This is a genomic window from Plantactinospora mayteni (genome assembly GCF_016862935.1).
Taxonomy (GTDB): Bacteria; Actinomycetota; Actinomycetes; order Mycobacteriales; family Micromonosporaceae; genus Plantactinospora; species Plantactinospora mayteni.
The window spans coordinates 76,670-102,234 of record NZ_BONX01000009.1; the positions used below are offsets into that span (position 1 = coordinate 76,670).

22 protein-coding genes are annotated in these 25,565 nt (G+C 72.7%); 15 read left to right on the forward strand and 7 right to left on the reverse strand.

Going from position 1 to position 25,565, the window contains the following annotated elements; translation table 11 throughout:
• The 5 genes from Pma05_RS08655 (at position 1) to Pma05_RS08675 (ending at position 3,806) form a co-directional block, all read left to right on the forward strand.
• Positions 1-1,095 carry a helix-turn-helix transcriptional regulator gene (locus Pma05_RS08655; protein ID WP_203856805.1) on the forward strand — a complete coding sequence of 365 codons (1,095 nt, stop codon included), beginning with the start codon at positions 1-3 and terminating at the stop codon, positions 1,093-1,095.
• Between the two features lie 10 nt (positions 1,096-1,105).
• Complete coding sequence (locus Pma05_RS08660; protein ID WP_203856806.1) at positions 1,106-1,360, forward strand: hypothetical protein; 255 nt, start codon at positions 1,106-1,108, stop codon at positions 1,358-1,360.
• A 186-nt stretch (positions 1,361-1,546) separates the two neighbouring features.
• Positions 1,547-1,843: a Sec-independent protein translocase subunit TatA gene (gene tatA, locus Pma05_RS08665; protein ID WP_203856807.1), complete on the forward strand. Its 297-nt coding sequence runs from the start codon at positions 1,547-1,549 to the stop codon at positions 1,841-1,843.
• 15 nt (positions 1,844-1,858) lie between these two features.
• Complete coding sequence (gene tatC, locus Pma05_RS08670; RefSeq protein WP_203856808.1) at positions 1,859-2,812, forward strand: twin-arginine translocase subunit TatC; 954 nt, start codon at positions 1,859-1,861, stop codon at positions 2,810-2,812.
• Between the two features lie 49 nt (positions 2,813-2,861).
• Positions 2,862-3,806: a diacylglycerol kinase family protein gene (locus tag Pma05_RS08675; RefSeq protein ID WP_203856809.1), complete on the forward strand. Its 945-nt coding sequence runs from the start codon at positions 2,862-2,864 to the stop codon at positions 3,804-3,806.
• 484 nt (positions 3,807-4,290) lie between these two features.
• Here Pma05_RS08675 and Pma05_RS08680 read toward each other — a convergent pair whose 3' ends face one another.
• The gene (locus Pma05_RS08680) at positions 4,291-5,466 is read right to left on the reverse strand and encodes an MFS transporter (RefSeq protein WP_203856810.1); all 1,176 of its coding nucleotides are present in this window, start codon (positions 5,464-5,466) and stop codon (positions 4,291-4,293) included.
• A 46-nt stretch (positions 5,467-5,512) separates the two neighbouring features.
• On the opposite strand from Pma05_RS08680, the gene pdxR reads away from it, so the two are divergent.
• Positions 5,513-6,934 (forward strand): MocR-like pyridoxine biosynthesis transcription factor PdxR, encoded by a 1,422-nt coding sequence (pdxR, locus tag Pma05_RS08685; RefSeq protein ID WP_203856811.1) that lies wholly within the window; start codon positions 5,513-5,515, stop codon positions 6,932-6,934.
• A gap of 130 nt (positions 6,935-7,064) precedes the next feature.
• Here pdxR and Pma05_RS08690 read toward each other — a convergent pair whose 3' ends face one another.
• Positions 7,065-7,841 carry an HAD family hydrolase gene (locus Pma05_RS08690; protein ID WP_372441441.1) on the reverse strand — a complete coding sequence of 259 codons (777 nt, stop codon included), beginning with the start codon at positions 7,839-7,841 and terminating at the stop codon, positions 7,065-7,067.
• A gap of 86 nt (positions 7,842-7,927) precedes the next feature.
• Between Pma05_RS08690 and Pma05_RS08695 the strand changes: the two genes are divergently transcribed.
• Together Pma05_RS08695 and Pma05_RS08700 are read left to right on the forward strand one after the other, a co-directional pair.
• Entirely contained in the window at positions 7,928-10,714 is a 2,787-nt protein-coding gene (locus tag Pma05_RS08695; RefSeq protein WP_203856812.1) for a DEAD/DEAH box helicase, read from the forward strand.
• 206 nt (positions 10,715-10,920) lie between these two features.
• On the forward strand, positions 10,921-11,853 hold the full coding sequence (locus Pma05_RS08700) for an MHYT domain-containing protein (RefSeq protein WP_239311986.1): 933 nt from the start codon (positions 10,921-10,923) through the stop codon (positions 11,851-11,853).
• A 21-nt stretch (positions 11,854-11,874) separates the two neighbouring features.
• Here Pma05_RS08700 and Pma05_RS08705 read toward each other — a convergent pair whose 3' ends face one another.
• Positions 11,875-12,804 carry a 5'-3' exonuclease gene (locus tag Pma05_RS08705; RefSeq protein ID WP_203856813.1) on the reverse strand — a complete coding sequence of 310 codons (930 nt, stop codon included), beginning with the start codon at positions 12,802-12,804 and terminating at the stop codon, positions 11,875-11,877.
• A gap of 114 nt (positions 12,805-12,918) precedes the next feature.
• Between Pma05_RS08705 and Pma05_RS08710 the strand changes: the two genes are divergently transcribed.
• From Pma05_RS08710 to Pma05_RS08720, 3 genes are all read left to right on the forward strand, one after another.
• Positions 12,919-14,031 (forward strand): M24 family metallopeptidase, encoded by a 1,113-nt coding sequence (locus Pma05_RS08710; protein WP_203856814.1) that lies wholly within the window; start codon positions 12,919-12,921, stop codon positions 14,029-14,031.
• On the forward strand, positions 14,028-15,167 hold the full coding sequence (locus Pma05_RS08715) for an acyl-CoA dehydrogenase family protein (protein ID WP_203856815.1): 1,140 nt from the start codon (positions 14,028-14,030) through the stop codon (positions 15,165-15,167). The genes Pma05_RS08710 and Pma05_RS08715 overlap by 4 nt, the downstream gene beginning before the upstream one ends.
• Before the next feature lie 183 nt (positions 15,168-15,350).
• Positions 15,351-15,869 carry an Lrp/AsnC family transcriptional regulator gene (locus tag Pma05_RS08720; protein ID WP_203856816.1) on the forward strand — a complete coding sequence of 173 codons (519 nt, stop codon included), beginning with the start codon at positions 15,351-15,353 and terminating at the stop codon, positions 15,867-15,869.
• On the opposite strand, the gene Pma05_RS08725 is transcribed toward Pma05_RS08720, so the two are convergent.
• From Pma05_RS08725 to Pma05_RS08735, 3 genes are read right to left on the reverse strand one after another with little or no spacing between them, the layout of a single operon-like run.
• Positions 15,805-16,416, reverse strand: coding sequence for a histidine phosphatase family protein (locus tag Pma05_RS08725; RefSeq protein ID WP_203856817.1), 612 nt, complete (start codon positions 16,414-16,416; stop codon positions 15,805-15,807). The two genes, Pma05_RS08720 and Pma05_RS08725, sit on opposite strands and share 65 nt — an antisense overlap.
• Positions 16,417-16,424: 8 nt before the next feature.
• Entirely contained in the window at positions 16,425-17,093 is a 669-nt protein-coding gene (locus Pma05_RS08730) for a hypothetical protein (protein WP_203856818.1), read from the reverse strand.
• On the reverse strand, positions 17,090-18,331 hold the full coding sequence (locus Pma05_RS08735) for a hypothetical protein (RefSeq protein ID WP_203856819.1): 1,242 nt from the start codon (positions 18,329-18,331) through the stop codon (positions 17,090-17,092). Before Pma05_RS08735 ends, Pma05_RS08730 begins: the two co-directional genes overlap by 4 nt.
• A 141-nt stretch (positions 18,332-18,472) precedes the next feature.
• Here Pma05_RS08735 and Pma05_RS08740 point away from each other — a divergent pair, with 141 nt between their 5' ends.
• Both Pma05_RS08740 and Pma05_RS08745 read left to right on the forward strand, forming a co-directional pair.
• Positions 18,473-20,779: a hypothetical protein gene (locus Pma05_RS08740; RefSeq protein WP_203856820.1), complete on the forward strand. Its 2,307-nt coding sequence runs from the start codon at positions 18,473-18,475 to the stop codon at positions 20,777-20,779.
• A gap of 308 nt (positions 20,780-21,087) precedes the next feature.
• Positions 21,088-21,282, forward strand: a complete 195-nt coding sequence (locus Pma05_RS08745; RefSeq protein ID WP_203856821.1) for a CsbD family protein — start codon at positions 21,088-21,090, stop codon at positions 21,280-21,282.
• A gap of 13 nt (positions 21,283-21,295) precedes the next feature.
• On the opposite strand, the gene Pma05_RS08750 is transcribed toward Pma05_RS08745, so the two are convergent.
• Complete coding sequence (locus Pma05_RS08750) at positions 21,296-22,681, reverse strand: KamA family radical SAM protein (RefSeq protein ID WP_203856957.1); 1,386 nt, start codon at positions 22,679-22,681, stop codon at positions 21,296-21,298.
• A gap of 229 nt (positions 22,682-22,910) precedes the next feature.
• Here Pma05_RS08750 and kdd point away from each other — a divergent pair, with 229 nt between their 5' ends.
• Together kdd and Pma05_RS08760 are read left to right on the forward strand one after the other, a co-directional pair.
• Complete coding sequence (gene kdd / locus Pma05_RS08755; protein ID WP_203856822.1) at positions 22,911-23,960, forward strand: L-erythro-3,5-diaminohexanoate dehydrogenase; 1,050 nt, start codon at positions 22,911-22,913, stop codon at positions 23,958-23,960.
• A gap of 4 nt (positions 23,961-23,964) precedes the next feature.
• Positions 23,965-25,563 (forward strand): amidohydrolase, encoded by a 1,599-nt coding sequence (locus Pma05_RS08760; RefSeq protein WP_203856823.1) that lies wholly within the window; start codon positions 23,965-23,967, stop codon positions 25,561-25,563.
• Positions 25,564-25,565: the final 2 nt, after the last annotated feature.

Below are 25,565 nucleotides of genomic sequence, written 5' to 3' on the forward strand. Positions count from 1 at the left end.
GTGACTCGTCCGGCGCAACGGTCCGGCGGGACTGCGCGGACCTCGGCCGACCGGCTGGCCCGACTGCTGAACCTGGTGCCATACCTGCTGGCCCGACCGGGGATCGAGGTGTCCGAGGCGGCCACCGACCTCGGGGTGACCGAGCGGCAGTTGCGCGAGGACCTGGAGCTGCTCTGGGTCTGCGGCCTGCCCGGGTACGGGCCGGGCGACCTGATCGACATGGCCTTCGACGGTGACCGGGTCACCATCACCTACGACGCGGGGATCGACCGCCCGCTGCGGCTCACCCCGGACGAGGCGCTGGCGCTGGTGGTCGCGCTGCGGATGCTCGCCGAGACGCCGGGGATGGCCAACCGGGACGCGATCGAACGCGCCCTCGCCAAGATCGAGAACGCGGCCGGCGAACTCGCCGACGCCCCCGTCGCGGTACGGATGCCGGGGGACAGCGACCGGGTGGCGGCGCTGCACGGCGCGGTGCAGCGGGGCCGGGCACTCCGGATCACCTACTACGCCGCGACCCGGGACGAGACGACCGAACGCACCGTCGACCCGATCCGGGTACTGATGGTCGGCGGCCTGGCCTACCTGGAGGCATGGTGCCGGCGGGCGGAGTCGATGCGGCTGTTCCGGGCCGACCGGATCGACGCGCTCGTGGAACTGGACGAGCCGGCCGCAGCACCGCCACAGGCCCGGCTGCACGACCTGAGCGCCGGCATCTTCCGCCCCGACCAGGACCTGCCGCTGGTGACCCTGCGGGTCGGCCGGTCCAGCCGGTGGATCACCGAGTACTACCCGTGTGAGCGCGTCGAGCCGGATCCGGGCACCGGTGACGCCGATGGGGCCGGCCGGGAGTGGCTGGTCTCGTTGCGGGTGACCGACCTCGGCTGGGCCCGGCGGTTCGTGCTGGGGCTCGGGCCGGACGTCACGGTGGTCGCCCCGGCGGAACTCGCCGACCAGGTACGCGAGCGGGCCGCCGCCGCACTCGACGCGTACGCCACCCTGCCGCCGGACGGCGCACCGGAGCCGGGTGCCGCGCGCTCGGGCGTCGAGTTGGCCCAGGGTGCCGATCCGGCGACAACGGCCGGCAGCCACTAGGCTGGCCGACGTGGTGAAGTGGATCGTGCTCGCGGCCGTCCTCGTCGGGCTCCTGGTGCTCGGGCTCGCGATCCGCCGGGTGCTGACCCGGCTGCCGCGACTGCACCGGGCCGCACTGGGTCTGCAACGCCGCCAGGAGCAGGCCGAAGACCTCCAGCGGGTCGCGCTGTCCGTGCAGAATCGGGCGGAGGCCATGCAGCAGCAGGTCGAGACGCTCCAGCAGCGGCTCGTGCTGATCCGCGCCAGGCGCGGCGGTGAGGAATAGTCGGCATCGACGCGTAACCCCTGCTCAGGGCCGTCGATCAGGTGGTTGACGGACGCTCCGCGTTGGTCAAGACTTCACCAGCCGGCCCGAAAGTCACCAACCTGGCGGGTGGCACTCCTCCCCGACGCACGTACGATGGGCCAAGACACACCTTTTTGCTGGACAAAACATCGAACTGGAGCTTCCATGGGCGCCCTCAAGCCGTGGCACATCATTGTTCTCGTGGTTGTGCTGATCCTGCTCTTCGGCGCGAAGCGGCTTCCGGACGCGGCTCGCTCGCTCGGTCGCTCGCTGCGGATCATCAAGGCCGAGACCAGGAGCCTCTCCGAGGACGACAAGGACCTGGCGGAGAAGGCCGACGCGCAGGCGGGCCGCCAGCCGTTGCCGGGGGACACCGTCCACCCGACCAGCGTGCACCAGCCCGGTTACCAGCCGCCCGCCGCGCCGGTCAACGACCCGGTCCAGCGCGTCCGCGACAACTGACCGGGGACCGTTCCCGTGGCCTTCGCCCTGCGCCGGCGCGGTCCGAGCAACTTCGAGCGAGCCTCCGACGGTTCGATGACCCTCATCGAGCATGTCCGGGAGTTGCGTAACCGGCTGTTCTGGGCCTCACTTGGACTGCTCGTCGGCTTGATTGTCGGATGGTTCCTTGCTGAGCCGGTCTACAACATCCTCCGTCAGCCGTACTGCCGGCTCGACGGATCCACCGATGCGAGCGGGGTCTGCCAGCAGTTCCTCATGCTTGGGCCGACGGATGGCCTGGTACTCAAGCTCAAGCTCGCGTTGTGGGTCGGCCTCATAGTTGGCGCACCGGTGTGGCTCTATCAGCTCTGGGCGTTCGTCGCGCCGGGCCTGCACCGGCACGAGCGCAAGTGGGCGTACATCTTCGTCGCGATTTCGGTGCCGCTCTTCGTGGCCGGCGCGGCGCTGGCCTACATCGTGGTCGACCGGGGCTTGGAGTTCCTGATCGAGGCTGGCGTGGGCGACCTCTCCGCCGGGCTCGAGATGAGCCGGTACATCGCCTTCGTCACCAACATGATCTTGCTGTTCGGGCTGGGATTCGAGTTCCCGCTGCTGCTGTTGATGCTCAACTTCACCGGCGTGGTCACCGCCCGCCGGCTGCTGAGCTGGTGGCGGGTCATCGTCTTCCTCAGCTTTGCCTTCGCGGCGATCGCCACGCCGGACCCGGGACCGTTCGGCATGACCCTACTCGCCCTCTCACTGTCGCTGCTGTACTTCGTCGCCGTCGGGGTGGCATTCATCAACGACCGGCGTAAGGGCCGTGGCAAGGAGGTCTACGCCGGGCTGGACGACGACGAGGTCTCGCCGCTCGACCTGGAGCCGGAGCCGGTAACCGCCGGTGAGCGCGTCGACTCCGCCACGCCGGTCCCCGCACCCGACCGGGTCGAGGCGCCACAACCGATCGACCGGCGCTACGACGACATGACCTGATCTCACCGGAGCTGTCGGAGGCGGCACGGCGGGCGGTACGGTGCTCGCCGTGACCGCCGACGATCAACTTCCCGGGTCCCTCGCCGCCGGCGGGCTGCCCGACGGCCACCTGGCAGTACTGGCCAACCCGACCGCCGGGCGGGGCCGGTTTCGGGGACTGCTGCCGGCCGTACTCGATCGGCTCGGCACGGTGGGTCGGCCGGTACGGCTGCTCGAGGCTGGCAGTGCCGCGCAGGCGGGCGCGGCCTGTCGGGCCGCTGTGGCGGACGGCGCCGCCGCTCTGGTGACGGTCGGCGGCGACGGCACGGTCCATCTGGCGCTCCAGGCGGTCGCCGGTACCGGTGTCGCCTTCGGCCCGGTGCCGGCGGGCACCGGAAACGACTTCGCGGTCGGCACCGGCTTCCCCGCCGACCCGCTCGCTGCGGTCGAGGTGATCGTCGCCGCGTTGGCAGCCGGCCGGACCCGTTCGGCGGACCTGGCCCGGATGACCGGCCCGGACGGGACGAGCCGGTGGTACGGCGCGGTGCTGGCGGCGGGCTTCGACGCGCTGGTCAACGAGCGGGCCAACCGGATGTCCTGGCCGCGCGGGCCGCGCCGCTACGACCTCGCCATCCTGGTCGAGTTGGCCCGGCTGCGGCCCCGCCACTATCTGCTCCGGCTGGACGGGGTGGCCCGGGAACTGGACGCGGTACTGGTGGCGGTCGGCAACTGCCCCAGCTACGGCGGGGGGATGCGGATCTGCCCGACGGCCGACCCGACCGACGGGCTGCTCGACGTGGTCTACGCCGGCCCGATCAGCCGGACGACGCTGACCCGGATCAAGCCCCGGGTCTACCGGGGCACCCACCTGGCGCACCCGATGGTGCACACCCAGCGGGCCCGTACGGTCGAACTCGTCGCCGAGGACATCGTCGGGTACGCCGACGGCGAGCGCGCGCTGCCGCTCCCGTTGACCGTCACCGCAGTCCCGGGCGCCGTACGCCTGCTGCGCTGATCCGCCGCAGCGCGATCCTCTCCCGGCCGCCCACCCTGGGGGCACAACCTGTCCCGGACTCCGGTGCAGGCCGCACTCGCCCCGCTTCCCGGCGCCCGACGCCGCTCGTGCCGACGCCCTGCGGCGACCAGGCGGCGGGATACCTGTTCGCGAGACTGTCGAGCTGCCCCGCCTGTGCTCCCGCAGCCGGGCGGCTCCGCCGGTCCCGGAGTTGCCCGGACCGGTGTCCCCGATGGCGGACCGGGTCCGCGCCTGCACCGATGGCTGCGGAGGTGCCCCGGCTGTGCACCCCGCTCGACAGTCTCGCGAACGGACATCCCCCCGGCGCCGACAGGCGACGACCGTGAGCACGCCGGTCGCGGCGGCAGCCAGCCCGAGACGGAAAACGCGGAACCCGTCCCCGGCGGGGCTGAGGCGCCGGCCGACCTCGACCCCCGAGACGGCCGCGATGCTGGGCCGCTTCGCGGTGGACAACTAGTTCCAACTAGTTCTTCGAGTTCGAGGTGCCGCCGTTAGCCCGGCCCGGCTGGGTACCCGCCACTGCGAAGGCCACCATCACCGCTGCGGTGAGGGCGAAGCCGATCGGGTACCCGGCTGTGCTGGCCAGCGCGCCGAAGCCGAGTGCCCCGAGCCCGTACCCGGTGTCGTAGGCGATGCTCCAGACCGCGGTCGCGGTGCCGTAGGCGGCGGTGGAGACGCGGCTGTACATCATTGCGAGGCTGGCGTTCTGCACGGTGCCGAAGCCGGCGCCGAAGGCGACCATCCCGGCCAGTACCGCGAGCGGGTTGCCGGCCAGTACCAGCGCGAGGATGCCGGCGGCGGCGAGCAGCGCGCCGGGGATCAGGAGGCGGGCGGCGCCGTGGCGGTCGCCGTACCGGCCGGCCCACCAGCGGGCGACGGTGGTGGCGCCGGCCTGGGCGAGCAGTGCGACGGCGGCCAGGCTGCCGGCGCCGCCGGGGACGGCGGCCGGGACGAACGTGACGACGATGCCGGCGGCCATCGCGGTGCCGGTGAAGACGATCGCGGGGCGCATGAGCGCGGGCGAGCGCAGCGCGGCGGCCATGCCGGTGGGCGCCTCCTCGGTCGTGCGGCCGGCGGGCATGCCGAGCACCGCGACCAGGCCGGCGAGCGCGGCCAGCGCGCCGAGCGCGAAGACGGCCTCGGCGCCGGCGTGGCCCATCAGCCACACGCCGAGCGGGGTGGCGACGACCGCGGGCAGGCCGGCGACGATGCCGAGCACGCCGAGGCCCTCGCCGCGCCGCTCGGCGGGGATGAGTTCGGCGCCCCACGCGCCGCACACCACGAAGATCACGGCGAGGCCGAGGCCGCGCAGCACGCAGACCGCGACTACGACCGGCAGCGCGGCCGAGACCAGCAGTGCCAACACCGGCAGGGCGAGCAGGGCCAGGCCGGCGGCGAGGACGGTGCGGAAGCCGTACCGGCTGACCAGGCGCGGGATCGCGAACTCGCCGGCCACCGACGACAGCATCAGCACGCCGGTGGCGAGGCCCGCGGCGAAGCCGCCGGCACCGGCCGCGGTCAGATGCGCGGGTACGACCGACAGCAGCAGGTAGAAGCCGAACAGCCCGGCGAAGTCGGCCAGCATGACCAGCGCGAGCGGGCGGGAGAGCAGGCGGGGAGCCGGTGCGATCGTCGTCATGTCCTGAACGTATGGACGCAGCCGGCCCCCGCTAAGGTCCAATTCCATGGCGATCGAGTGGGCCGGTTTGAGTCCGGAGGTGCTGCTGCGGCTGGACCGCGAGGGGCCGGAGCCGCTCCGCGCCCAGCTGGAAGGCGGGCTGCGCGAGGCGATCCGCGCCGGCCGCCTACAGGCCGGGGAGCGGCTGCCGTCGTCGCGCGAGCTGGCCCGGCAACTCGGCGTCTCCCGCGGCCTGGTGCAGGAGTGCTACGGCCAGCTCTACGCTGAGGGCTACCTGACCGCCCGGGTCGGCTCGGCCACGCGGGTGGCGGCGACGTCTTCGCTCGGTCGGCCCGCCCGGTCGTCGCCCGCACCCGCGGCGCGGCTGGAGGTCGACTTCGCCTCCGGGGTGCCCGACCTCGCCAGCTTCCCTCGCGCCGACTGGGCGTGGGCGGTTCGGGATGCGTGCCGCACCGTGCCCACCGCCGATCTCCACTACGGTGACCCGCGCGGCGACCGCACCCTCCGCAGTGTGCTGGCCGGCTACCTCCGCCGGGTGCGGGCCGCCGTCGCGGACCCGGCCGACATCGTGGTCTGCACGGGCTTCGCCCAGGGACTCGGGCTGGCCTTGCGGGTCCTGTCCCGCACCGGCGTGCACACGGTCGCGTTCGAGGATCCCGGGAACGGCCGGGGGGAGACCCTCACCGCCGTCACCCGGCTGGGGTTGGAGGTCACGCCGGTACCCGTCGACGAGCGCGGCATCGACGTCACCACGCTGGCCCGTACCGCCGCGCGGGCCGTGGTGCTCACGCCGGCACACCAGTCGCCGACCGGCGTGGTGCTCGCCCCCGACCGCCGGCACGCGCTCGCCGCCTGGGCTGCCGAACGGGACGCGGTGATCGTCGAGGACGACTACGACGCCGAGTTCCGCTACGACCGCGAGCCGGTCGGCACCCTCCAGGGCATCGCCGCCGGCCGCGTCGTGCTCCTCGGCACGGTCAGCAAGTCACTCGCTCCGGCGATGCGCCTCGGCTGGGTGGTGTGCCCGCCGCACCTCACCGCCGCGGTCATCGAGGAGAAGCGCCTCGACGACCGGGGCTCACCCGGCCTCGACCAGCTCGCGCTCGCCCGGTTGATCGAGTCCGGCCGGTACGACCGCCACCTGCGCCGCATGCGCGCCGTGTACGCGACCCGCCGCGAGGCCCTCGTCGACGCCCTGGCCCGGCACGCGCCGGGCGTACGGCTGACCGGGCTGGCGGCCGGCTTCCACGCGGTCGCGCACCTGCCCGAGGGGGTACGCGAGGAGGACGTGGTCGCGGCGGCGCGGGAGCGGTCGGTCGGGCTGTACGGCATGAGCACCTTCCGGATGTCCGGCAACACCACGCCCGCACAGCTCGTGATGGGCTTCGGCAACCTGAGCGAGCGCGCCATCGAGTCGGGCATCGCCACGGTCGCCGACCTGCTGGAGCCCGCGGACCAGCCGGGCTGAGGGCGCCTCGCCGGTGCCGGCGATGCGCTGCCGGCGTCCCTCGCGCTGCTTCGGCCCGGTCGGCGCCGGACACCTCGCGACACCCCGGCGGAACCACCCTGGCCGAACCACTCTGGCCGAACCACCCCGGTCAGCGGCCGTTCGCGATCGCCAGGTCCACCGCGGCGGTCAGCCCGTTGACCTGTCCCGCGTCGGCCGCCGGCAGCACCAGCACCGCGCAACCGGCGCGTACGGCTCCGGCGTCGGCGGGGGTGTCGCCGACCATCAGGGTCCGCTCCGGGTCGACGCCGAGCAGGCCACAGGCCCGGTAGAAGATCGCGGGATCCGGCTTGCAGCGCCCTACCTCGTAGGAGAGCACGAACGCGTCGACCAGGTCGGTGAGTTCCCAGGCGTCGAAGAGCGGCCGGAGGTCGAATCCGATGTTGCTGACCACCGCCACCGGCACCCTGGCCGCGCGCAGCGCCTCCAGGGTCGCCCTGGTGTCGGCGTACGGGAGCCAGCCGTCCGGGACCAGGAGGCGGTCGTAGAGGGCCTCGGCGAGGCCGTTCACGCCGCTGTCGACCGTCTCGGCCAGCCCCACGAAGGCGGCCCGGTGGGCGGGACCGTAGAGGTCGCGTTCCGCCCACACCTCGGCCAGGTGCGGAGGGACCCGGGTCGGCAGGGGTCCACCGGCCCGGCCGGCGGTGACCAGGCGGTCGGCCAGGGCCGTCGCCCGGGCGCGGTCCAGGGTCGCCCCGCAGGCCGCCGCAGCGGCGGTGACCCAGGCGACCGGCTCCTCCACCTGGGCGAGGGTGCCGTGGAAGTCGAAGAGCACCGCGTCCACCGGGCGGCGGGGTGGCTGCCCGGGGGTGGGGTCGGCGGTTCCGCTCGACGTACGAGGCTTGGGCGGTTCGGCATGATCCGGCACGTCGTGCACCCTACCGACCGGCTCTCGGGGGCCCGCTCTACGGCCTGCCGACGTGCGAGCACCCGGTACGCATTAATCTTGGGTTCATGTCGAGCCCCGCCGAGCGGTACGCCGCAGCGCGCCGCCGGGCCGCGCAGGCCAGCATGTTCCCCGCGCTTGACGAGTTCGCCCAGCAACTCGGGTTCGATCTCGACGACTTCCAGCGCGAGGCGTGTCAGGCGCTGGAGCGGGGCAGCGGTGTCCTGGTCTGTGCCCCGACCGGCGCCGGTAAGACCGTCGTCGGCGAGTTCGCCGTGCACCTGGCGCTGCACAGCGACGCCGGGGCCGAGCCGGGCGGGCCGGTCCGGAAGTGCTTCTACACCACCCCGATCAAGGCGCTGTCGAACCAGAAGTACCACGACCTGGTGGACCGGTACGGCTCGGAGCAGGTGGGGCTGCTCACCGGGGACAACGCGATCAACGGCGACGCGCCGGTGGTGGTGATGACCACCGAGGTACTGCGGAACATGCTCTACGCCGGCTCGTCGAGCCTGGCCGGGCTGGCGTACGTGGTGATGGACGAGGTGCACTACCTCGCCGACCGGTTCCGGGGCGGGGTCTGGGAGGAGGTGATCATCCACCTGCCGGAGTCGGTGACCCTGGTCTCGCTCTCCGCCACCGTCTCCAACGCGGAGGAGTTCGCCGACTGGCTGGTCACCGTGCGCGGTGAGACCGAGGTGGTGGTCAGCGAACACCGGCCGGTGCCGCTCTGGCAGCACATGCTGGTCAACCGGCGGATGTTCGACCTGTTCCACGACGCCGACGCGGCCCGCAAGCACGACGTGCACCCGGAACTGCTCCGCTACACCCGGGAGATGCTGCGCCGCCTCGAACTCGGCGACGGCCGTACGCACGGGCCGGGGTGGGGGCGTGGCGGTCCCCGGGGGCCCCGCTGGCGCGGCCCGCTCCGGGCCGACATCGTCGAGCGGCTCGACCGCGAGGGCCTGCTGCCGGCGATCCTCTTCATCTTCAGCCGGGCCGGCTGTGACGCCGCTGTCCAGCAGTGCCTGGCCGCCGGGCTGCGGCTGACCACCCCGGACGAGCGGGCCGAGATCCGCCGGGTGGTGGAGAGCCGGATCACCAGCGTCCCCGGCGAGGACCTCGCCGTACTCGGCTACTGGGAGTGGCTCGACGGCCTCGAGCGCGGCCTCGCCGCCCACCACGCCGGGATGCTGCCGGCGTTCAAGGAGGTGGTCGAGGAGCTGTTCGTGCGTGGGCTGGTGAAGGCGGTCTTCGCCACCGAGACGCTGGCGCTCGGGATCAACATGCCGGCCCGCTGTGTCGTGCTGGAACGGCTGGTCAAGTTCAACGGGGAGGCGCACGTCGACCTGACGCCGGGGGAGTACACCCAGCTCACCGGCCGGGCGGGTCGGCGGGGGATCGACGTCGAGGGGCACGCCGTCGTCGTCTGGTCACCGGAGGTCGATCCCCGGCACGTGGCGGGGCTGGCCTCGACGCGTACCTATCCGCTGCGGTCGAGCTTCCGGCCGTCGTACAACATGGCGGTGAACCTGGTCGGGTCGGTGGGTGCCGCGCCGGCCCGGGAGCTGCTCGAATCGTCGTTCGCGCAGTTCCAGGCGGACCGGTCGGTGGTCGGCCTGGCCCGGCAGGTGCAGCGCAACGTCGAGACCGTCGAGGCGTACGGCGCGGAGGTGCGCTGCGAGCACGGCGACTTCGACGAGTACTTCGGGCTGCGGCTGGCGATCCACGACCGGGAGCAGGCGCTGGCCCGGCAGGGGCAGTCGCAGCGCCGGGCGGCGACCCTGGCCGCGCTGGAGCGGCTGCGGGTCGGTGACGTGATCCGGGTGCCGGCGGGCCGGCGGGCCGGGCTGGCGGTGGTGCTCGATCCCGGTGTCGGTGGGTTCGGCGAGCCTCGGCCGCTGGTGCTGACCCAGGACCGGTGGGCCGGGCGGATCACCCCCGGCGACTTCACCACCCCGGCCGAGGTGCTGGCCCGGATCCGGGTACCGAAGCACTTCAACCACCGTTCCCCGGCGGCCCGCCGGGATCTGGCGGCGGCGGTCAGCGGGACGGGGCTGGACCGGCACGCCCGGCGCGGCGGCCGGTCCCGGGGCGGCGGTGGCGAGGACGAGCGGCTCAGCCAGCTCCGGGCCGAGCTGCGCCGGCACCCCTGTCACGCCTGCCCGGACCGGGAGGAGCACGCCCGCTGGGCGGAGCGCCGCCGTCGCCTGGAGCGGGACACCGCAGAGCTGCGGCAGCGGGTCTCCGGGCGTACCGGATCGCTGACCCGGACCTTCGACCGGGTCTGCGGCATCCTCACCGCCCGTGGCTACCTCTCGGAGTCCGGCGAGGTGACCGACGCGGGCCGGATGCTGGGCCGGATCTGGACCGAGGCGGACCTGCTGGTGGCGGAGTGTCTGCGGCGCGGGGTCTGGGACGGGCTGTCCCCTTCCGAGCTGGCCGCCGCGGTCTCGGTGGTGGTCTACGAGGCGCGGCGGGACACCGACGAGCGGGCCTCGGTGCCCCGGGGTCCGGTGTCGGACGCGGTCGGCGAGACCCTGAAGATCTGGGCCGAGCTGGAGTCCGACGAGGCGGCCCGGGGGTTGGAGGCGACCCGGGAGCCCGACCTCGGCTTCGTCTGGCCGGTATACCGGTGGGCCCGGGGCGAGGCGCTGGCGAAGGTACTGGCCAGCGGCCACAACCTGGACGGCGACATGCCGGCCGGTGACTTCGTCCGGTGGGCCCGGCAGGTGGTGGACCTGCTCGGGCAGGTCGCCGACTCGACGGGTGCCTCGGTGGAGCTGCGCGGCACGGCGCGGCAGGCGATGGCGACGATCAACCGGGGCGTACTCGCCTACCACGGCGCGACCTGACGGTCGAGCGAACCGGCTCGACTGTTCAGCCAGCCGACATCTTCCGTCAGGTCAACCGGCCCTCCTCCGGGGATGATCTTTCCGGTCACCCTGCCCACAACCCGTCGGCCCACCGAACGCGCCCGAAGCATCACCAGATGCACCCGAAGCACCGTTGTGGCCGTTCGGACCGCAAGTGATCATCATTCGCGGGGCGCGGAACCGCCGTGCGACGGCGCGAGGGGATCACCGGGATGGGCACCATCGACCACTTCCAGTACGGCTGGGTCACGCCCGTGCTGAGCTACGGACTCTCCGTCCTCGGCTCGTTCCTGGGGCTGCTCTGTGCGGTACGGGCCCGGGAGGCCCGCACCTCGGTACGCCGGATCTGGTGGCTGGCGCTGGCCGCCTGGGCGATCGGCGGTACGGCGATCTGGACCATGCACTTCACCGCGATGCTCGGGTTCAGCGTCGCCGGTACCCCGCTCCGGTACGACGTGCCGACGACCGTGGCGAGCGCCCTGGTCGCGGTCGTCACCGTCGGGATCGGGCTGGTCGTGGCGGTCTTCGGGCGGCTCGACCGGCTGCGGATCCTGCTCGGCGGGATGTTCGCCGGGCTCGGCGTGGCCGCCATGCACTACCTGGGCATGTCGGCGATCCAGCTGCGCGGGCGGCTCGACTACGAGACGTCGCTGCTGGTGGTGTCGGTGCTGATCGCGGTGGTGGCCGCGACCGCCGCGCTCTGGCTGGCCGTCACCGTACGCGGCACCGGTGCGGTGACCGGTGCCGCCGTCGTGATGGGGTTCGCGGTCAGCGGGATGCACTACACCGGGATGGCGGCGATGTCGGTGCATCCCCAGCCGTCCGCGCCGGCCCCGACCGGTGCCAGTGGGGCGAACCTGCTGCTGCCGATCATGCTGATCGTCATCTTCGTGGCGTTCGTGCTGTTCTACGCGCTGCTCGCCACCCCGACCGCGGACGACCGGGCTGCCTCGGCGTACCTGGCCGACCGGGCCGCCGAGCGGCTGGACGCCGAACGGCGCACCGTGGAGCAGACGGCCGAACGCGCCGTCGAGCCCTCCGCCCCGCCCGGGGTGGCGGGCCGCGAAGTCCCGCCCGCTGGCCCGGGCCGGCGCTTCAAGACCCGCCAGCCCTTCTGAACCCGCCCGACTCCTGACGCGTCAGGCGGGCACGGTGTTGCCGGCGAGGGCGTCGACCAGCCGGCGGCACGGGCCGGCGAGGTTCCACTGCTCGGCGAGCGCGAGCAGCCGGTCGGGGTCGACCGGCGCCGCCGGCAGGGTGGGGTCCATCGGCGGTAGCGGCACGTCCAGGGCCACCCGGACCACCGTCGGGGCGACCGCCAGGTAGTCCCGGGCCGCGGTCAGCTTGGTCCGCAGTCCGGGCGCGAAGCCGGAGGACGGGTCGTCGAGCGCGGCGAGGATGCCGTCCAGGCTGCCGTACCGCTCGACGAGCCGGGCGGCGGTCTTCTCACCGACGCCGGCCACCCCGGGCAGGCCGTCGCTGGGGTCGCCGCGCAGCGCGGCGAAGTCGGCGTACCCGGCGGCCGGTACGCCGTACTTGGTCCGGACGGCGGTGTCGTCGCAGTCCTCGAGTTTCGCCACGCCACGGCCGCAGTAGAGCAGCCGCACCGGCCGGCTGTCGTCGATGAGCTGGAACAGGTCCCGGTCGCCGGAGGCCACCTCCACCGGTGCCGGCGAGGTCGCCGCCAGCGTGCCGAGTACGTCGTCCGCCTCGTAGCCGTCCACCCCGATCGCCGGGATGCCGATCGCGGCCAGCAGTTCGAGGATCAGCGGCACCTGTGGGGAGAGGGTGTCCGGCACCACCTCGCCACCCTCCGGCGCCACCCGGTGCGCCTTGTACGACGGCAGCAGCGCCACCCGCCAGGCCGGGCGCCAGTCGTAGTCCAGCGCGCAGACCAGCCGGTCCGGCCGGCGGGTGCGGATCAGTGTCGCCAGCATGTCCAGGAAGCCCCGGACGGCGTTGACCGGGCTGCCGTCCGGCGCCTTGGCGGCCGATTCCGGGATGCCGAAGTAGGCCCGGAAGTAGAGGCTCGGTGCGTCGATGAGGAGCAGGGGGCGGCTGTCGTTCACCCGGACAGCCTGGCACAGCCTCGCCCGCCCCGGTCACAGGCCCCGCGACGGCGGGTCGACAGCCTGGGCCGTCCCGCCGGTCGATTCCGCCCGAACGACCGTTAAGCTAGTGACGTGGGTTACGAAGACCTCTATCCGCCGCACCGGCTGGCGGCAGCCCAGGAAGCCACCGCCGACGCCGGCCTGGACGCCCTGCTCATCCCGCCGGGCTCCGACCTGCGCTACCTGACCGGCTACCACGCGCACGCCCTCGAACGACTCACCTGCCTGGTGCTGCCGGCGACCGGCGAACCGACCCTCGTCGTACCGACCCTGGAGCGGCCGGCCGCCGAGGCGTCCCCGGCGCCGCGCACGGGCGTACGCATCGTGGACCACCCGGACGGCACCGACCCGTACCCGCTGGTGGTGCAGGCCCTCGGCGGGCCGGTCGGTGCGGTCGGGCTCGGCGACCGGATGTGGGCCGAGCAGGTGCTCGCGCTGCGCACCGCGCTGCCCGGCACCGCCCAGCGGCTCGCCGGCGAGGTGCTGCGCGGCCTGCGGCTGCGCAAGTCGCCGGCCGAGGTGGCGGCGCTGCGGGAGGCCGGCGCCGCGATCGACGCGGTACACGCCCGGATGGCCGAGTGGCTCCGGCCCGGCCGGACCGAGGGAGAGGTCGCCGCCGACATCTCGGTCGCGATCCGGGAGGCCGGGCACGCCACCGCCGACTTCGCGATCGTCGCCGCCGGCCCGAACGGGGCCAGTCCGCACCACGGCACCTCCGACCGGGTGATCGGCGCCGGCGAACCGGTGGTCGTCGACATCGGCGGGACCATGCCGTCCGGCTACTGCTCGGACTCCACCCGGTGCTACGTGATCGGGACACCGCCACCCGATTTCACCGACTACTACCAGGTGCTGCACGCCGCCCAGCAGGCCGCGGTCGGTGCGGTACGGCCCGGGGTCAGCGCGGCGGCGGTCGACTCGGTCGCCCGCGAGGTCATCGCCGACGCCGGCTACGGGGCCGCCTTCCTGCACCGGACCGGGCACGGGATCGGGCTGGACGGACACGAGGACCCGTACCTGGTCGCCGGCAACGAGCTGCCGCTGGAGCCGGGGATGGCGTTCTCCATCGAACCGGGGATCTATCTGGCCGGCCGGCACGGCGCCCGGATCGAGGACATCGTGGTCTGCACCCCGGACGGGGTGGAGCGGCTCAACACCGTCTCCCGGGAGTTGGTGCGGCTGTGAGCGTCGACCGGATCCTGCCCACCGACGAGGCGTACGAACTGCTCGACCTCGTCACCGAACTCGCCGACCGGGAACTCGCGCCCCGGGTGGCCGACTTCGAGCAGCGTGGCGTGTTCCCCCGCGAGGTGCTGCGTACCCTCGGCCGGGCCGGACTGCTCGGCCTGCCCTACCCGGAGGAGTACGGCGGCGCGGCGCAGCCGTACGAGGTCTACCTCCAGGTGCTGGAGATCCTGGCCAGCCGCTGGCTGGCGGTGGCCGAGGCGGTCAGCGTGCACACCCTGTCCTGCTACCCGGTGGCCAGCTACGGCAGCGAACAGGTACGCAAACTGCTGCCGGACATGATCGGCGGCGAGTTGCTGGGGGCGTACTGCCTCTCGGAGCCGCAGGGCGGCTCGGACGCGGCGGCGTTGACCACCCGGGCGAGGCGGGACGGCGACGACTATCTCGTCTCCGGCACCAAGGCGTGGATCACGCACGCCGGCAGCGCCGACTTCTACAACATCTTCTGCCGGACCGGCGGCCCCGGCGCCCAGGGCATCTCCTGCCTGCTCGCCGACGCCGGCACCGCCGGGATCGTCCCGCAGACCCCGGAGCGCACCATGGGGCTGCGCTCGTCGCCGATCGCGCAGATCGCCTTCGACGACGCCCGGGTCCCGGTCGACCGGCTGGTCGGTGCCGAGGGGGAGGGGTTCCGGATCGCGCTGTCGGCGCTGGACAGCGGCCGGCTCGGCATCGCCGCCTGCGCCGTCGGGCTGGCCCAGGCGGCCCTGGACTACGCCGTCGACTACGCCCGGCAGCGGGAGCAGTTCGGCCAGCCGATCATCGACTTCCAGGGGCTGGGCTTCCTCCTGGCCGACCTGGCGACCCAGGTGTCGGCGGCCCGGGCGCTGACCCTGGCCGCGGCCCGGCTGCGGGACGCGGGACGGCCGTACTCGATCGAGGCGGCCAAGGCGAAGCTCTTCGCCACCGACGCCGCGATGCGGGTGACCACCGACGCCGTGCAGGTGCTCGGCGGCGCCGGCTACGTGGCGGACCACCCGGTCGAGCGGTACATGCGGGAGGCGAAGGTGTTGCAGATCGTCGAGGGAACCAATCAGATCCAACGCCTGGTGATAGCCCGCTCGCTGGCCCGCTGACCACGCCGTCCCGGCCTGTCGACCCGAGCCTTCCCGACCCGCTGACCACGCCGTCCCGGCCTGTCGACCGGGCCGGCGATCGACACCGTGGGGCCGCCGCCGGCTATCGACCTGAAAACGTGCGGCGGCGACGCGGCCGGTTCGGCGTCGTCCGGAGCACCGTTTGCCGGTAGGTTGCACGCCGTGGAGGAGACCGATCGGGCCATCCTGGCGGCTCTGGCCGCCGACGGCCGACTGTCGTACACGGATCTGGCCGAACGGGTGGGGCTCTCGGTGTCCGCCGTGCACCAGCGGGTCCGCCGGCTGGAGCAGCGCGGCGTGATCAAGGGGTACGCGGCGCGGATCGCGTTCGAGGCGATCGACCTGCCGTTGAGCGCGTTCGTGGCGATCCGGCCGTTGGATCCCTCGCAGCCGGACGACGCACCGGACCGACTGGCCCACCTGCCGGAGATCGACTCGTGCTACTCGGTGGCGGGGGAGGACTTCTACCTGCTGCTGGTCCGGGTGGCCAGCCCGGTGGACCTGGAGCGGGTACTCCAGGAGATCCGTACCGCCGCCAACGTCACCACCAGGACCACGGTGGTGCTCTCCATCCCGTACGAGAGCCGCCCGCCGAAGCTGCCCCCGGCGTCGAAGGTCAGTTCGGATCCGGCGACGGCCCGGCTGCGGGCGCTCCCGCCCGGCCCGGCGAGTTCCACCTAAGGATGACTGGGCGGCCGTGCTCGTAGCCGAGCGCGGAGACGGCGGCGGTGTCCAGCCGCAGCCGGCCGCCGCCGCTGGCCGGCAGCCCGATCCAGCGCGCCCCGGCCACCCGCAGGCTGTGCCCGTGCGCCACCAGGGCCACGTCACCTGTGTCGAGCAGCGCGGTCGCCCGGGCCAGTACCCGGTCCAGCCGGGCACCGACCTGCTCCGGGGACTCGCCGCCGGGGCAGCCGTCGCTCCAGAGCACCCAGTCGGGGCGTTCCCGCCGGATCTCGTCGGTGGTCAGCCCCTCGTATTCCCCGTAGTTCCACTCGCCGAGGTCCTCGTCCACCTCCGTCACGGGTAGTCCGGCGAGTTCCGCGGTGCGCAGTGCCCGCCGCCGAGGGCTCGAGAGCACGGCGGCGAACGTCCGGCCGGCGAGTTCCGCGGCCACCTCGCGGGCCTGCCGCTCGCCGTCCGGGGTCAGCTCCAGATCGGTGTACGAGGTGTGCCGGTGACTGGCACTCCAGGTGGTCTCGCCGTGGCGGATAAGGACGATCTCGGCCATCTCTCCAGTCAACCAGCTTCGCCGTCTGCCTTGGCGCGGATGCGGTGGGTGCCTTTCTCCAGGTACCAGTCGATCGTCTCGGTGTGGTCGGGCAGCCGGTCGCGGTATTCCCGCAGGATCGCCTGGGCACCCGGGTAGAAGGTGCGGCAGAGGCCGTCGAGCGCGGCACGCCGTACGCCCGGTACGGGATCCTCCAGCCCGCGACGGAACGCGGCGAGGTATCGCTCGTCGTCGGCGATCAACCGCAGGTCCGGATCGTCCGGATCGAGTGGCGCCTGCGGTGCGGCCTGCATCGCCGCCACGATCTGGAAGTATTGCAGCGCCCGTAGGGCACGCATCCGCACCAGCGGGTCTGCCGCCGACTGTGCCTGCGTGAACAGGTCGTCCGCGCTCCACAGTGGAAGGGACCCGGCGATCCGGTCCCGGATCAGGTCGGGTGCGGTGACGGCCCGGTAGCCCGCGATGTGGTCGTCGATCAGCTCCATCTCGTCGACACCCGCACCGGTCTCGGTGCCGCCGGTGACCCGCCACCGTCGGATCGCCACCCTGTCGTAGCCGCGAGGCTGGTCGGCGACGAGTTCCCAGCCCTGCCCCACCGCCAGGTCCGACACCGCCGACGCGGGAGTGCCCGGGCGCAACACATAGCAGTGCGAGTCGCTGAGTTCGCTGGTCGTCACTCGTCGTCCTCGTCTTCGTCGTCATAGTCGTAGTCGGCGCCGCCCTCGAAGATGTCGGGGTGGCGGCTGTTGATGCCACGGTTGAGCACCCGGTGCAGCTGTTCGGAGAGCTGCTCCTCCGGCTCGGTGTGGGCCAGCTCCTCCAGCACGTACGCGTAGTTGTACGACAGCAGGAAGTTCATGGCCTGCGCCCGGTACGACGGGTTGTCGTGGTCGAAGTGGGGCCGCAGCCGGGCGAACGCGTCGAGGTCGCCGTATGCCAGCGCGGTGGCGATGTGCAACTGGCCGAGCATCTTGCCGGGGTCGGTCTCTTCCGCGAGTTCGCGCTCCAGCATGTCGATCGTCTGGAAGTCGAAGCCCAGCAGCGCGCCGATCACGTCGACCGGCAGGTCCGTGGGGAAGTACGAACCGAAGGTGGCGTTGAGCTTCTCCACCACCTCGGGGTAGGTGTTGGACCGGTAGCGCACCTCACCGACCAGCAGTTCGCCGTCGTGTGCCTCGATGGTCAGGTACGAGCCGCTGTGCGCGGTGCGCCACGTCTTCGACGGCACGGCGTCAGCCTGCTTCATGGCCTCGCGGCCGAGGCCGATCATCTCGATCGGTCGATGCCACTCTTCCGGGTACGGGTCGTCGAAGAAGGCACTGCCCCACGAGTTGACCTCGGTGTAGAGGTTCATCGTGTAGTAGCGGTCGAGGGTCAGCCCGTCGATGCCCTCGACCTGGCCGGTGTACGGGCTCGGCACGCCGAGCCGTCCGAGGTAGCCGAGGAAGCCGCGCGCGACCTTCGGCAGCGTCACCCGGGTCGGTCGCGGCACCGGGAAGAACCCGCGCAGCACCTGCGCCATCTGCTCCGCGGTGGTGCCGGCGGGCACGTGCAGGAACGGCGGGTACTCCGGACTCGGCGCGAAGAGCAGGTGCTGCGGGTCGCGGCTGTCGACGTACCACGTGGCGTCGCTCTCGGTACCCATCCCGCGCCGGGTGTATTCCGGCCCGGCCGCGACGGGCACCAGATGCGGCCGGTTCAGCCGGATGTGCTGCCTGGTGGCCTGGGTGTGCAGGCCCCAGTCGGACGGCCGCTCGTCGGCGTCCTCGGTCTCCTCGGCGATCGTGTCGTCGTCGTGCCACGACACGCCGAGGTCCTGGGTCGCAGCGTCGCGACGCAGTGTGCGCAGCCACTCGGGTGGATCCGCCACCAGCCGGGTGGCGGCCTTGCGGCCGAGGGTCTGGGCGCGGTTCACCGGTCGCCCACCACGAGTCGCTCTGCTCTCATCGTCGTTTGCCTTCCCCAGATATCGTGCGGCAGCGCTTCCAGCCGGACAGCAGGGAAGTAGTGTAATGAGCCCGATCAAATCCGACGTAACCACAGTGGAGGCCCAGCGATGACGAGTGACGCGACGCGGTGGACGGCGCTCAGCCCGGCGGGCATTTCCGGGTATCGCCACACCCGCGCGCTCGTCCATGATCCTGGCCTGCCAGGGGTCGTGCTCTTCACCCAGGGCGCCGGCGTGCACCAACGCGACCTGTGGCGGTGGTCCGGCGACCGGTTCACGCACCTCGCGGGCGGGATCTTCCCGGAACACCAGTACGGCAACGGTCTGCACGCCATCTTCGCGTGCCACGACCCGGTGGTCGCCGACACGCTGCTGTTCGGACTGACGGGGAGCCGCGCCGAGCCGGAAACCCGGGCGGCGCTCACCGGCGTGGTGCTGACCTCGCTGCGCCATCCCGACCGGGACCGGACGCTGGCGTATCCGCCGCAGCTTGCCGACGACCGGCGGGTGTTCGCCGCGTTCCGGATCGGCGAGCGGTTGCTGTTGCTCGCCCACGACGGCACCGTGCTCGGAGTGCCGCAGGACGGCGACACCCTGGACCTGGTGGCCGGCCCGATTCCCGACCTGGACGAGGAGAAGTACGAGCTGCGCACCGCCGCCGCCGATCCGGACCGGGGCATCATCGTCGCCAGCAGCGACGACTACGACGGTCGGATGTTCGTGTGGAGCCAGGACGCGGGCTGGGTCGAGGGTCCCGCAACCGGCGAAGAGGGGAACAGCGTCGTCTGGAACCCGGTTGACCGCCGGGTGGACGTGTTGTGCGGCAAGGCGCCGCAGACGGTACGTCCGTTCGACCAACCGGACGCCGACGGGCCGCGACTGCCGTTCTTCACCAGGGCCGCGCCGATCGCACGCGACGGGACCGACGGTTCGTGGCTCCTGCTGGACCGGGACAACGACGCCTACGTCGCGCGGGACAGCACAGTGGACGGCCCCGGGTTCGTCGCGGCACCCGTACCGCCGTGGAAGCTCCCGTTCGACGCCACCGACGACCGCTGGTGCCTGACCGCGACCTCCGATGGTCCACTGTGGGCGGCGAGGCTGGACGACCGTGCGCTGGCTCGTCTCGACGGCGACCGGTGGTCGTCGATGTCGCACGACGTCGACGACGTGGAGTTGGCCGCGGCGACCCCCCGCGGTCTGGTCGTCCTCGACGACGAGGGCGCGGTCCACCGGGTCGACAGCGCCGGGCGGGCGGTGCGGCTCAGCCGGCCCGAGGAGGACGTCGCCGGTCGGAGCTACGAGTACAACAACGACCGGCTCTGCTGGGACGAGGCCGGCGACCGGCTCGTGCTGTGGTGCGGCGAGGACCTGGAAACCTGGGTACAGCAGCGGGGCCGGTGGCACGAGCTGGAAACCGACGACACCCCGCCCGAGGGGGAGGCGCTGCTGTGCGCGAACCCCGGCGGCCTGTACTGCTTCGTCGCGGACGAGCTGTGGCTGCTGCGCGGTGACGAGTGGTCGCAGGTCGGCGAGGATGCCGACTGGCAGCCCCAGGCGCTGTTCTGGTCGGTACGGCGCGGCGGCCTGTGGTCGGTGTCGGCCGACGGCATCGCGGTGTGGCGCGACGGGCGGTTCCAACCGGTGGCGGAACTACCTCCCGGATGTGCGCTGTCGAAGCGCGAGCCCGGCAAGATCGTCCTGTTCGACACCGGCTGCCGAGTGGGGTACGACCCGGTGAGCGACCAACTGTTCGCGCACGGGGGCGGTGGTGGTTGGCGGCTCTCCCTCGCCGACCTGGTCCCGAGCGAGGTCCCGGAGCTGCCGGGTCTGGGCACCGACGAGCAGTCGCTGCCGCCAAGGCCGGCCGACACCGCGCGGGAGCCCAGCTACTACATCGTGGAGTGCTCCGGTTCGTCGGCCTGGCGCGACCTCGCGATGGCGTACTCCTACCCGGACCTCGACCAGGTGCGCACAGTGGTGGAGGCCAACGGTTGTGCCGCCCGGGGTGCGGCCTTCGACGATCTCGGGTTGGCGCTGGAGCTGGTCACCACGACCTTCACCTGGCGACTGTGGACGGTGCAGCACGGCGTGCTGAGCGACGGTCTCGACCTGTTGCCGCATTTCGAGGTCCACTTCGCCGACGGCAGCTCGCTGCGCGCGGCACCCGGAAACCACGAGGCCATCTGGGATCGCGAGGGCGACGCCGTCGCGGTCACCGTCGACTGGGGGAGCGTCGTCGCGGCGGTCCCAGAGCTGCGCGAGCCGCGGATCCGCCCGGGTGACGTGAGCGAACTCCGGATCGACGGCCATCCGGCCCCGGAGGCGGCGAGCTTCCTCGTCGACGGGACCGTCCTACGGTACGGCGAGATGGACGATCGCGACGCTGTCGACGAGGACGATCCCGAGGACTGAGGTGGCCGACTGGCCGTGACTCGGTGCGTCGCGGTCGACGTCGAGACGGATCATCCTCGACCTTGGTCCAGCTCGTCGAGTCCCCCGGCCAGATGCCGCGAACTAGCGTCCTAGGATGGCCTACGCGATGTGCCTCGGCGCACAAGGCCGAACAGCGCCCCACGCATCGACTACCGCCCGAAGCCCTGTCCGGTCTGGGGCCGGATGGTCAGAACGAGATGATTAGGCAGGTTTCATCCTGGGCACGTCGGGCAAGTTACCTGCGGGCCAGCCGCCGCGAGCGGAGCCATCGAGGTGAGGAGTGCGACATGAGTGCCATGGACAAGATGCGCAACAAGGCGGAGGAGTTGAAGGGCGCCGCCAAGGAACGGATGGGCGAGCGGACCAACAACGAGCAGATGCGCGGCGAGGGCGCCTCCGAGCAGATGCAGGCCAAGGCGAAGCAGGCCGGCACCAACGTGAAGGATGCCGGCCGCAACGCGAAGGAGTCGTTCGACCGGTGACGGTCGTACGTCCTCAGTGAGTGGTCTGAGTGCCGTGCCGGGCCCACCAGGTCCGGCCGGCCTCGGGCAGGGTGTCGATCGGGTCGTAGTAGGCGTACCGCCGGTCCAGGGCGGTGAGGTCGTCCGACTCGATCGACGTACGGTAGTTCTTGGTCCAGTACGAGATGCCGCGTTCGCGGTCGTAGTCGGTGACCATGTGCACCCAGCGCTTGCCGACGAACGGCACGTCGCAGACGATTCGCGGGGTGGCGTACCCGGGCAGGTAGCCCATCATGTCGTGCTGGAGCCGCTGGGCGTGCCAGACCGGTACCCGCCAGTGTTCGGCGTTCGGGATCATGTCGCACATGTAGAAGTAGTACGGCAGGATTCCCGCTTCCCCCTGGAGTGCGAAGCAGAGGTCGAGCAGGTCGGCGGTGCTGGCGTTGACGTCGCGCATCAGCACCCCCTGGTTGCGTACGTCGCGGACGCCGACCTCCAGCGCGGTCTGGGCGGCCCGGGCGACCAGCGGGGTGAGCGACTGGACGTGGTTGACGTGGGTGTGGATGGCGAGGTTGACGCCGCGTCGGGCGGCGGTCCGGGCGACCCGTTCGAGTCCCTCCACCACCTCCGGCTGGAGCCAGTGCTGGGGGAGTCCGGCGAGTGCCTTGGTGGCGAGCCGGATGTCCCGGATCGTCTCGATCTCCAGTAGCCGCATCAGGTACGACTCGAGGTGCCGCCACGGCACGTTGGCGACGTCGCCGCCGGAGACGACCACGTCGCGTACCCCGGGGTGGGCACGCAGGTAGCCGATGTGCGCGTCGTACCGGTCGACGGGCTTGAGGCTGAGCCGCAGCTTGTCGACGGTCGGGGTGGAGTTGCCGACGAGGTCCATCCGGGTGCAGTGCCCGCAGTACTGGGGGCAGGTGGAGAGCAGTTCGGCGAGGACCTTGGTGGGGTAGCGGTGGGTGAGGCCCTCGGCGACCCACATGTCGTGTTCGTGCAGCGAGTCGCGGGTGGCGTACGGGTGGGAGGGCCAGTCGGTGCGCCGGTCGGTGGCGAGCGGCAGCATGTAGCGGCGGATCGGGTCGGCCCGGAAGGCGTCGGTGCTGATCGGCCCGTCCGGCACCATCGTGTTGAGCATCTGCGGCGGGACCAGCATCGACATGGTGGCCTGGGTGGCCTGGTCGGTGCTGAGGTCGGCGTAGCAGTCGTCGTCGACGGTGTCGCCGAGTACGGCGCGGAGCTGCTTGACGTTCTTGACGCAGTTGGCGCGCTGCCACTGGGCGGATTCCCACTGTTCGCGGGTCACCTGGCGCCAGCCGGGGAAGCGGGTCCAGTCGGGTTCGACCAGGGCGCGGCGGCGGTATTCGTAGGGCTGGCCGGGGTGCGCCGGGTCGGTGGGGGTACGGGGGGCGAGCACGGCGGTTGCCGGTTCGACCTGGGTCACGGCGCCTCCTCCAGTTTTCGGGTGGCCGGTGGGCCTCGACGGGTTCGGTGGGACTTGACCTCGAACGCTACTGGAAGATTTCCCGCCTAGGAAATATCCTGCCGTAAGTTTTCCTGTTCACGGCGGGCTTGAAGGGCTGATGCCCCGCCGGACGGGTCGTCGGGAAGGGGTAACGGTGGAAACGACGCCGGGAGGTGTGGCGGTGACGTCGGCGGTCGGGCTGCGCCGGGTAGTCGAGCCGGCCGGGGTGCTGCCGCAGGCGGCGTACCGGCTGGACGCCCGGGGAGCGATCGCCGCCGACGAGGTCCGGATCCGGGTGGAGCGGCTGAACCTGGACGCGGCGAGCTTCCGGCAGTTGTCGGAGAAGCACGGCGGGGACGGGGCGGCGGTCCGGGCCGAGGTGCTGGAGATCATCCGCGAGCGCGGCAAGATGCAGAATCCGGTCACCGGTTCGGGCGGGATGCTGGTCGGCACGGTCGCCGAGGTGGGACCGGAGTCACCGCTGCCGGTCAAGCCCGGCGACCGGGTGGCGACGCTGGTGTCGCTGACCCTGACCCCGCTGGCGATCACCGACGACCTGGCGGACTGGGACGGCCGCTCCGAGCAGGTACCGTGCGCCGGGCGTGCGATCCTGTTCGCCAGGTCGATCGTGGCCGTACTCCCGGACGACCTCGACCCCCGGCTGAGCCTGGCGGTCTTCGACGTCTGCGGTGCCCCGGCGCTGACCGCCCGGACCGTGCGCGGCCATGCCGCCCGGCGGGCGGACGGCGCCCCGGCGGTGGCGGTGCTCGGCGGGGCCGGCAAGAGCGGCTCGCTGGCCCTGGCCGCCGCCCGGCAGGCGGGTGCCGGCCGGACCGTCGGGGTGGTGCCGGTGCCGGCCGAGCGGGACCGGCTGGTCGCCGCCGGGCTGGCCGACGAGGTGGTACTCGCCGACGCCCGGGATCCGGTGGCGCTGGCGTCGGCGGTGACCGGTGCGTTGGGTGGGCCGGCGGATGTCACGGTGGTCTGTGTCGACGTGCCCGGATGTGAGCACGGGGCGATCCTGGCCACCGCCGACGGCGGGACGGTGGTCTTCTTCTCGATGGCGACGAGTTTCGCCTCGGCGGCGCTCGGCGCGGAGGGACTGGCCGCCGACGTGACGATGCTGATCGGCAACGGCTACCTGCCGGGGCACGCCGAGTACGCGCTGTCGCTGCTGCGTACGGTGCCCGGAGTGCGCGCGCTGTTCACGGACCGGCTGGCGGCAGACTGATCCCATGACGAACCCCTCGACTCTCTTCCGTGGCGGCCGGCTCTACTGCCCGGCCGATCCGCAGGCCACCGCGCTGCTGGTCCGGGACGGCCGGATCGACTGGCTCGGCACCGACGCCGACGCCCCGGCGGCCGACCGGGTCGTGGAGCTGGACGGCGGCCTGGTGACCCCGGCGTTCGTGGACGCGCACGTGCACGCCACCGACACCGGGCTGGCGCTGTCCGGGCTGGACCTGTCCGGGGCGCGCTCGGCCGCCGACGTCTGCGCGGCGGTCGCCGGGTTCGCGGCGGGGTTGCCGGCCGACGCGGTGCTGCTCGGGCACGGCTGGGACGAGTCGGGCTGGTCGGACCGGCGGGTACCGGACGCGGCGGAGCTGGACCGGGCGGCCGGCGGCCGGCGGGTGTATCTGGCGCAGGCGTCGATCCATTCCGCGCTCTGCTCGTCGGCGCTGCTGGCGGCGGTGCCGGAGGTGGCCGGGGCGGCGGGCTACGACGCGTCGGGGTGGCTGCGCCGGGACGCCCACCACGTGGTGCGGGAGCTGGCCTTGGGCTCGGTGACCGATGCCCAGCGTCGGGCGGCGCAGCGGGTGGCGTTGCGCCGGGCGGCGTCGTTGGGGATCGCCGCGGTGCACGAGTGCGGCGGCCCGGAGATCTCCAGCGAGGCGGACTTCACGGCTCTGCTCGGCCTCTCCGGTGTCGAGGGTCCGGAGGTGTACGGCTACTGGGGCGAGTTGATGGGTGCGGAGCGGGCCCGGGAGCTGGGTGCGGTCGGCGCCGGTGGTGACCTGTTCGCCGACGGGGCGCTGGGGGCGCGTACGGCGCACGTGTCGGTGCCGTACGACGACGGTGAGCCGGGGGCGTGCGGGCACGGCTATCTGACCTCGGCGCAGGTACGGGATCATCTGCTGGACTGTGCGGCGCACGGGGTGCAGGGCGGTTTCCACGCGATCGGGGACGCGGCGATCGACACGGTGTTGTCCGGGTTTTCCGGTGCGGCCGAGGTGCTCGGGGTGGACCGGTTGCGGGCGGCTCGGCACCGGATCGAGCATGCCGAGATCATGAACAAGCGGCTGATCGCCGGGTTCGTCGAGTACGGGATCGTGGCGAGCATGCAGCCGGCATTCGACCGGTTGTGGGGCGGTGAGCAGCGGATGTACGCGTCGCGGCTGGGTGTGCGGCGGTCGTTGGAGTCGAATCCGATGGGTGCGATGCACGGGGTGGGGGTGACGCTGGCGTTCGGTTCGGATTCGCCGGTGACGCCGTTGGATCCGTGGGGTTCGGTGCGGGCGGCGGTGGCGCATTTCAACCCGGCGCAGCGGATGAGTGTGCGGGCGGCGTTCGCGGCGCACACCCGGGGTGGCTGGCGGGCGGTGCCGGCGGGCGCGGGTGGCCGGGATCCGCGGCTGACCGAGGGGATGCTGGTGCCGGGTGCGGCGGCGACGTTCGCGGTCTGGTCGACGCCGGCCGGGGTGGACGGTGGGCTGCCGGTGCTGGTGTCGGCGAGCCCGGAGGAGCGCGGGCCGGACGATCCGACGCCGCTGCCGACGTGCCGCCGGACGGTGTTGCGCGGTTCGGTGATCTACGACGGGGAGGACGCGTCGTGACG

Bases quoted from the DNA above. Each gene is read 5' to 3' on its own strand.
- tatA (WP_203856807.1), top strand. From the start codon at position 1,547: ATGGGCGCCCTCAAGCCGTGGCACATCATTGTTCTCGTGGTTGTGCTG.
- Pma05_RS08680 (WP_203856810.1), bottom strand. From the start codon at position 5,466: ATGACGACGATCGCACCGGCTCCCCGCCTGCTCTCCCGCCCGCTCGCG.
- pdxR (WP_203856811.1), top strand. From the start codon at position 5,513: ATGGCGATCGAGTGGGCCGGTTTGAGTCCGGAGGTGCTGCTGCGGCTG.
- Pma05_RS08695 (WP_203856812.1), top strand. From the start codon at position 7,928: ATGTCGAGCCCCGCCGAGCGGTACGCCGCAGCGCGCCGCCGGGCCGCG.
- Pma05_RS08725 (WP_203856817.1), bottom strand. From the start codon at position 16,416: ATGGCCGAGATCGTCCTTATCCGCCACGGCGAGACCACCTGGAGTGCC.
- Pma05_RS08740 (WP_203856820.1), top strand. From the start codon at position 18,473: ATGACGAGTGACGCGACGCGGTGGACGGCGCTCAGCCCGGCGGGCATT.
- Pma05_RS08745 (WP_203856821.1), top strand. From the start codon at position 21,088: ATGAGTGCCATGGACAAGATGCGCAACAAGGCGGAGGAGTTGAAGGGC.
- Pma05_RS08760 (WP_203856823.1), top strand. From the start codon at position 23,965: ATGACGAACCCCTCGACTCTCTTCCGTGGCGGCCGGCTCTACTGCCCG.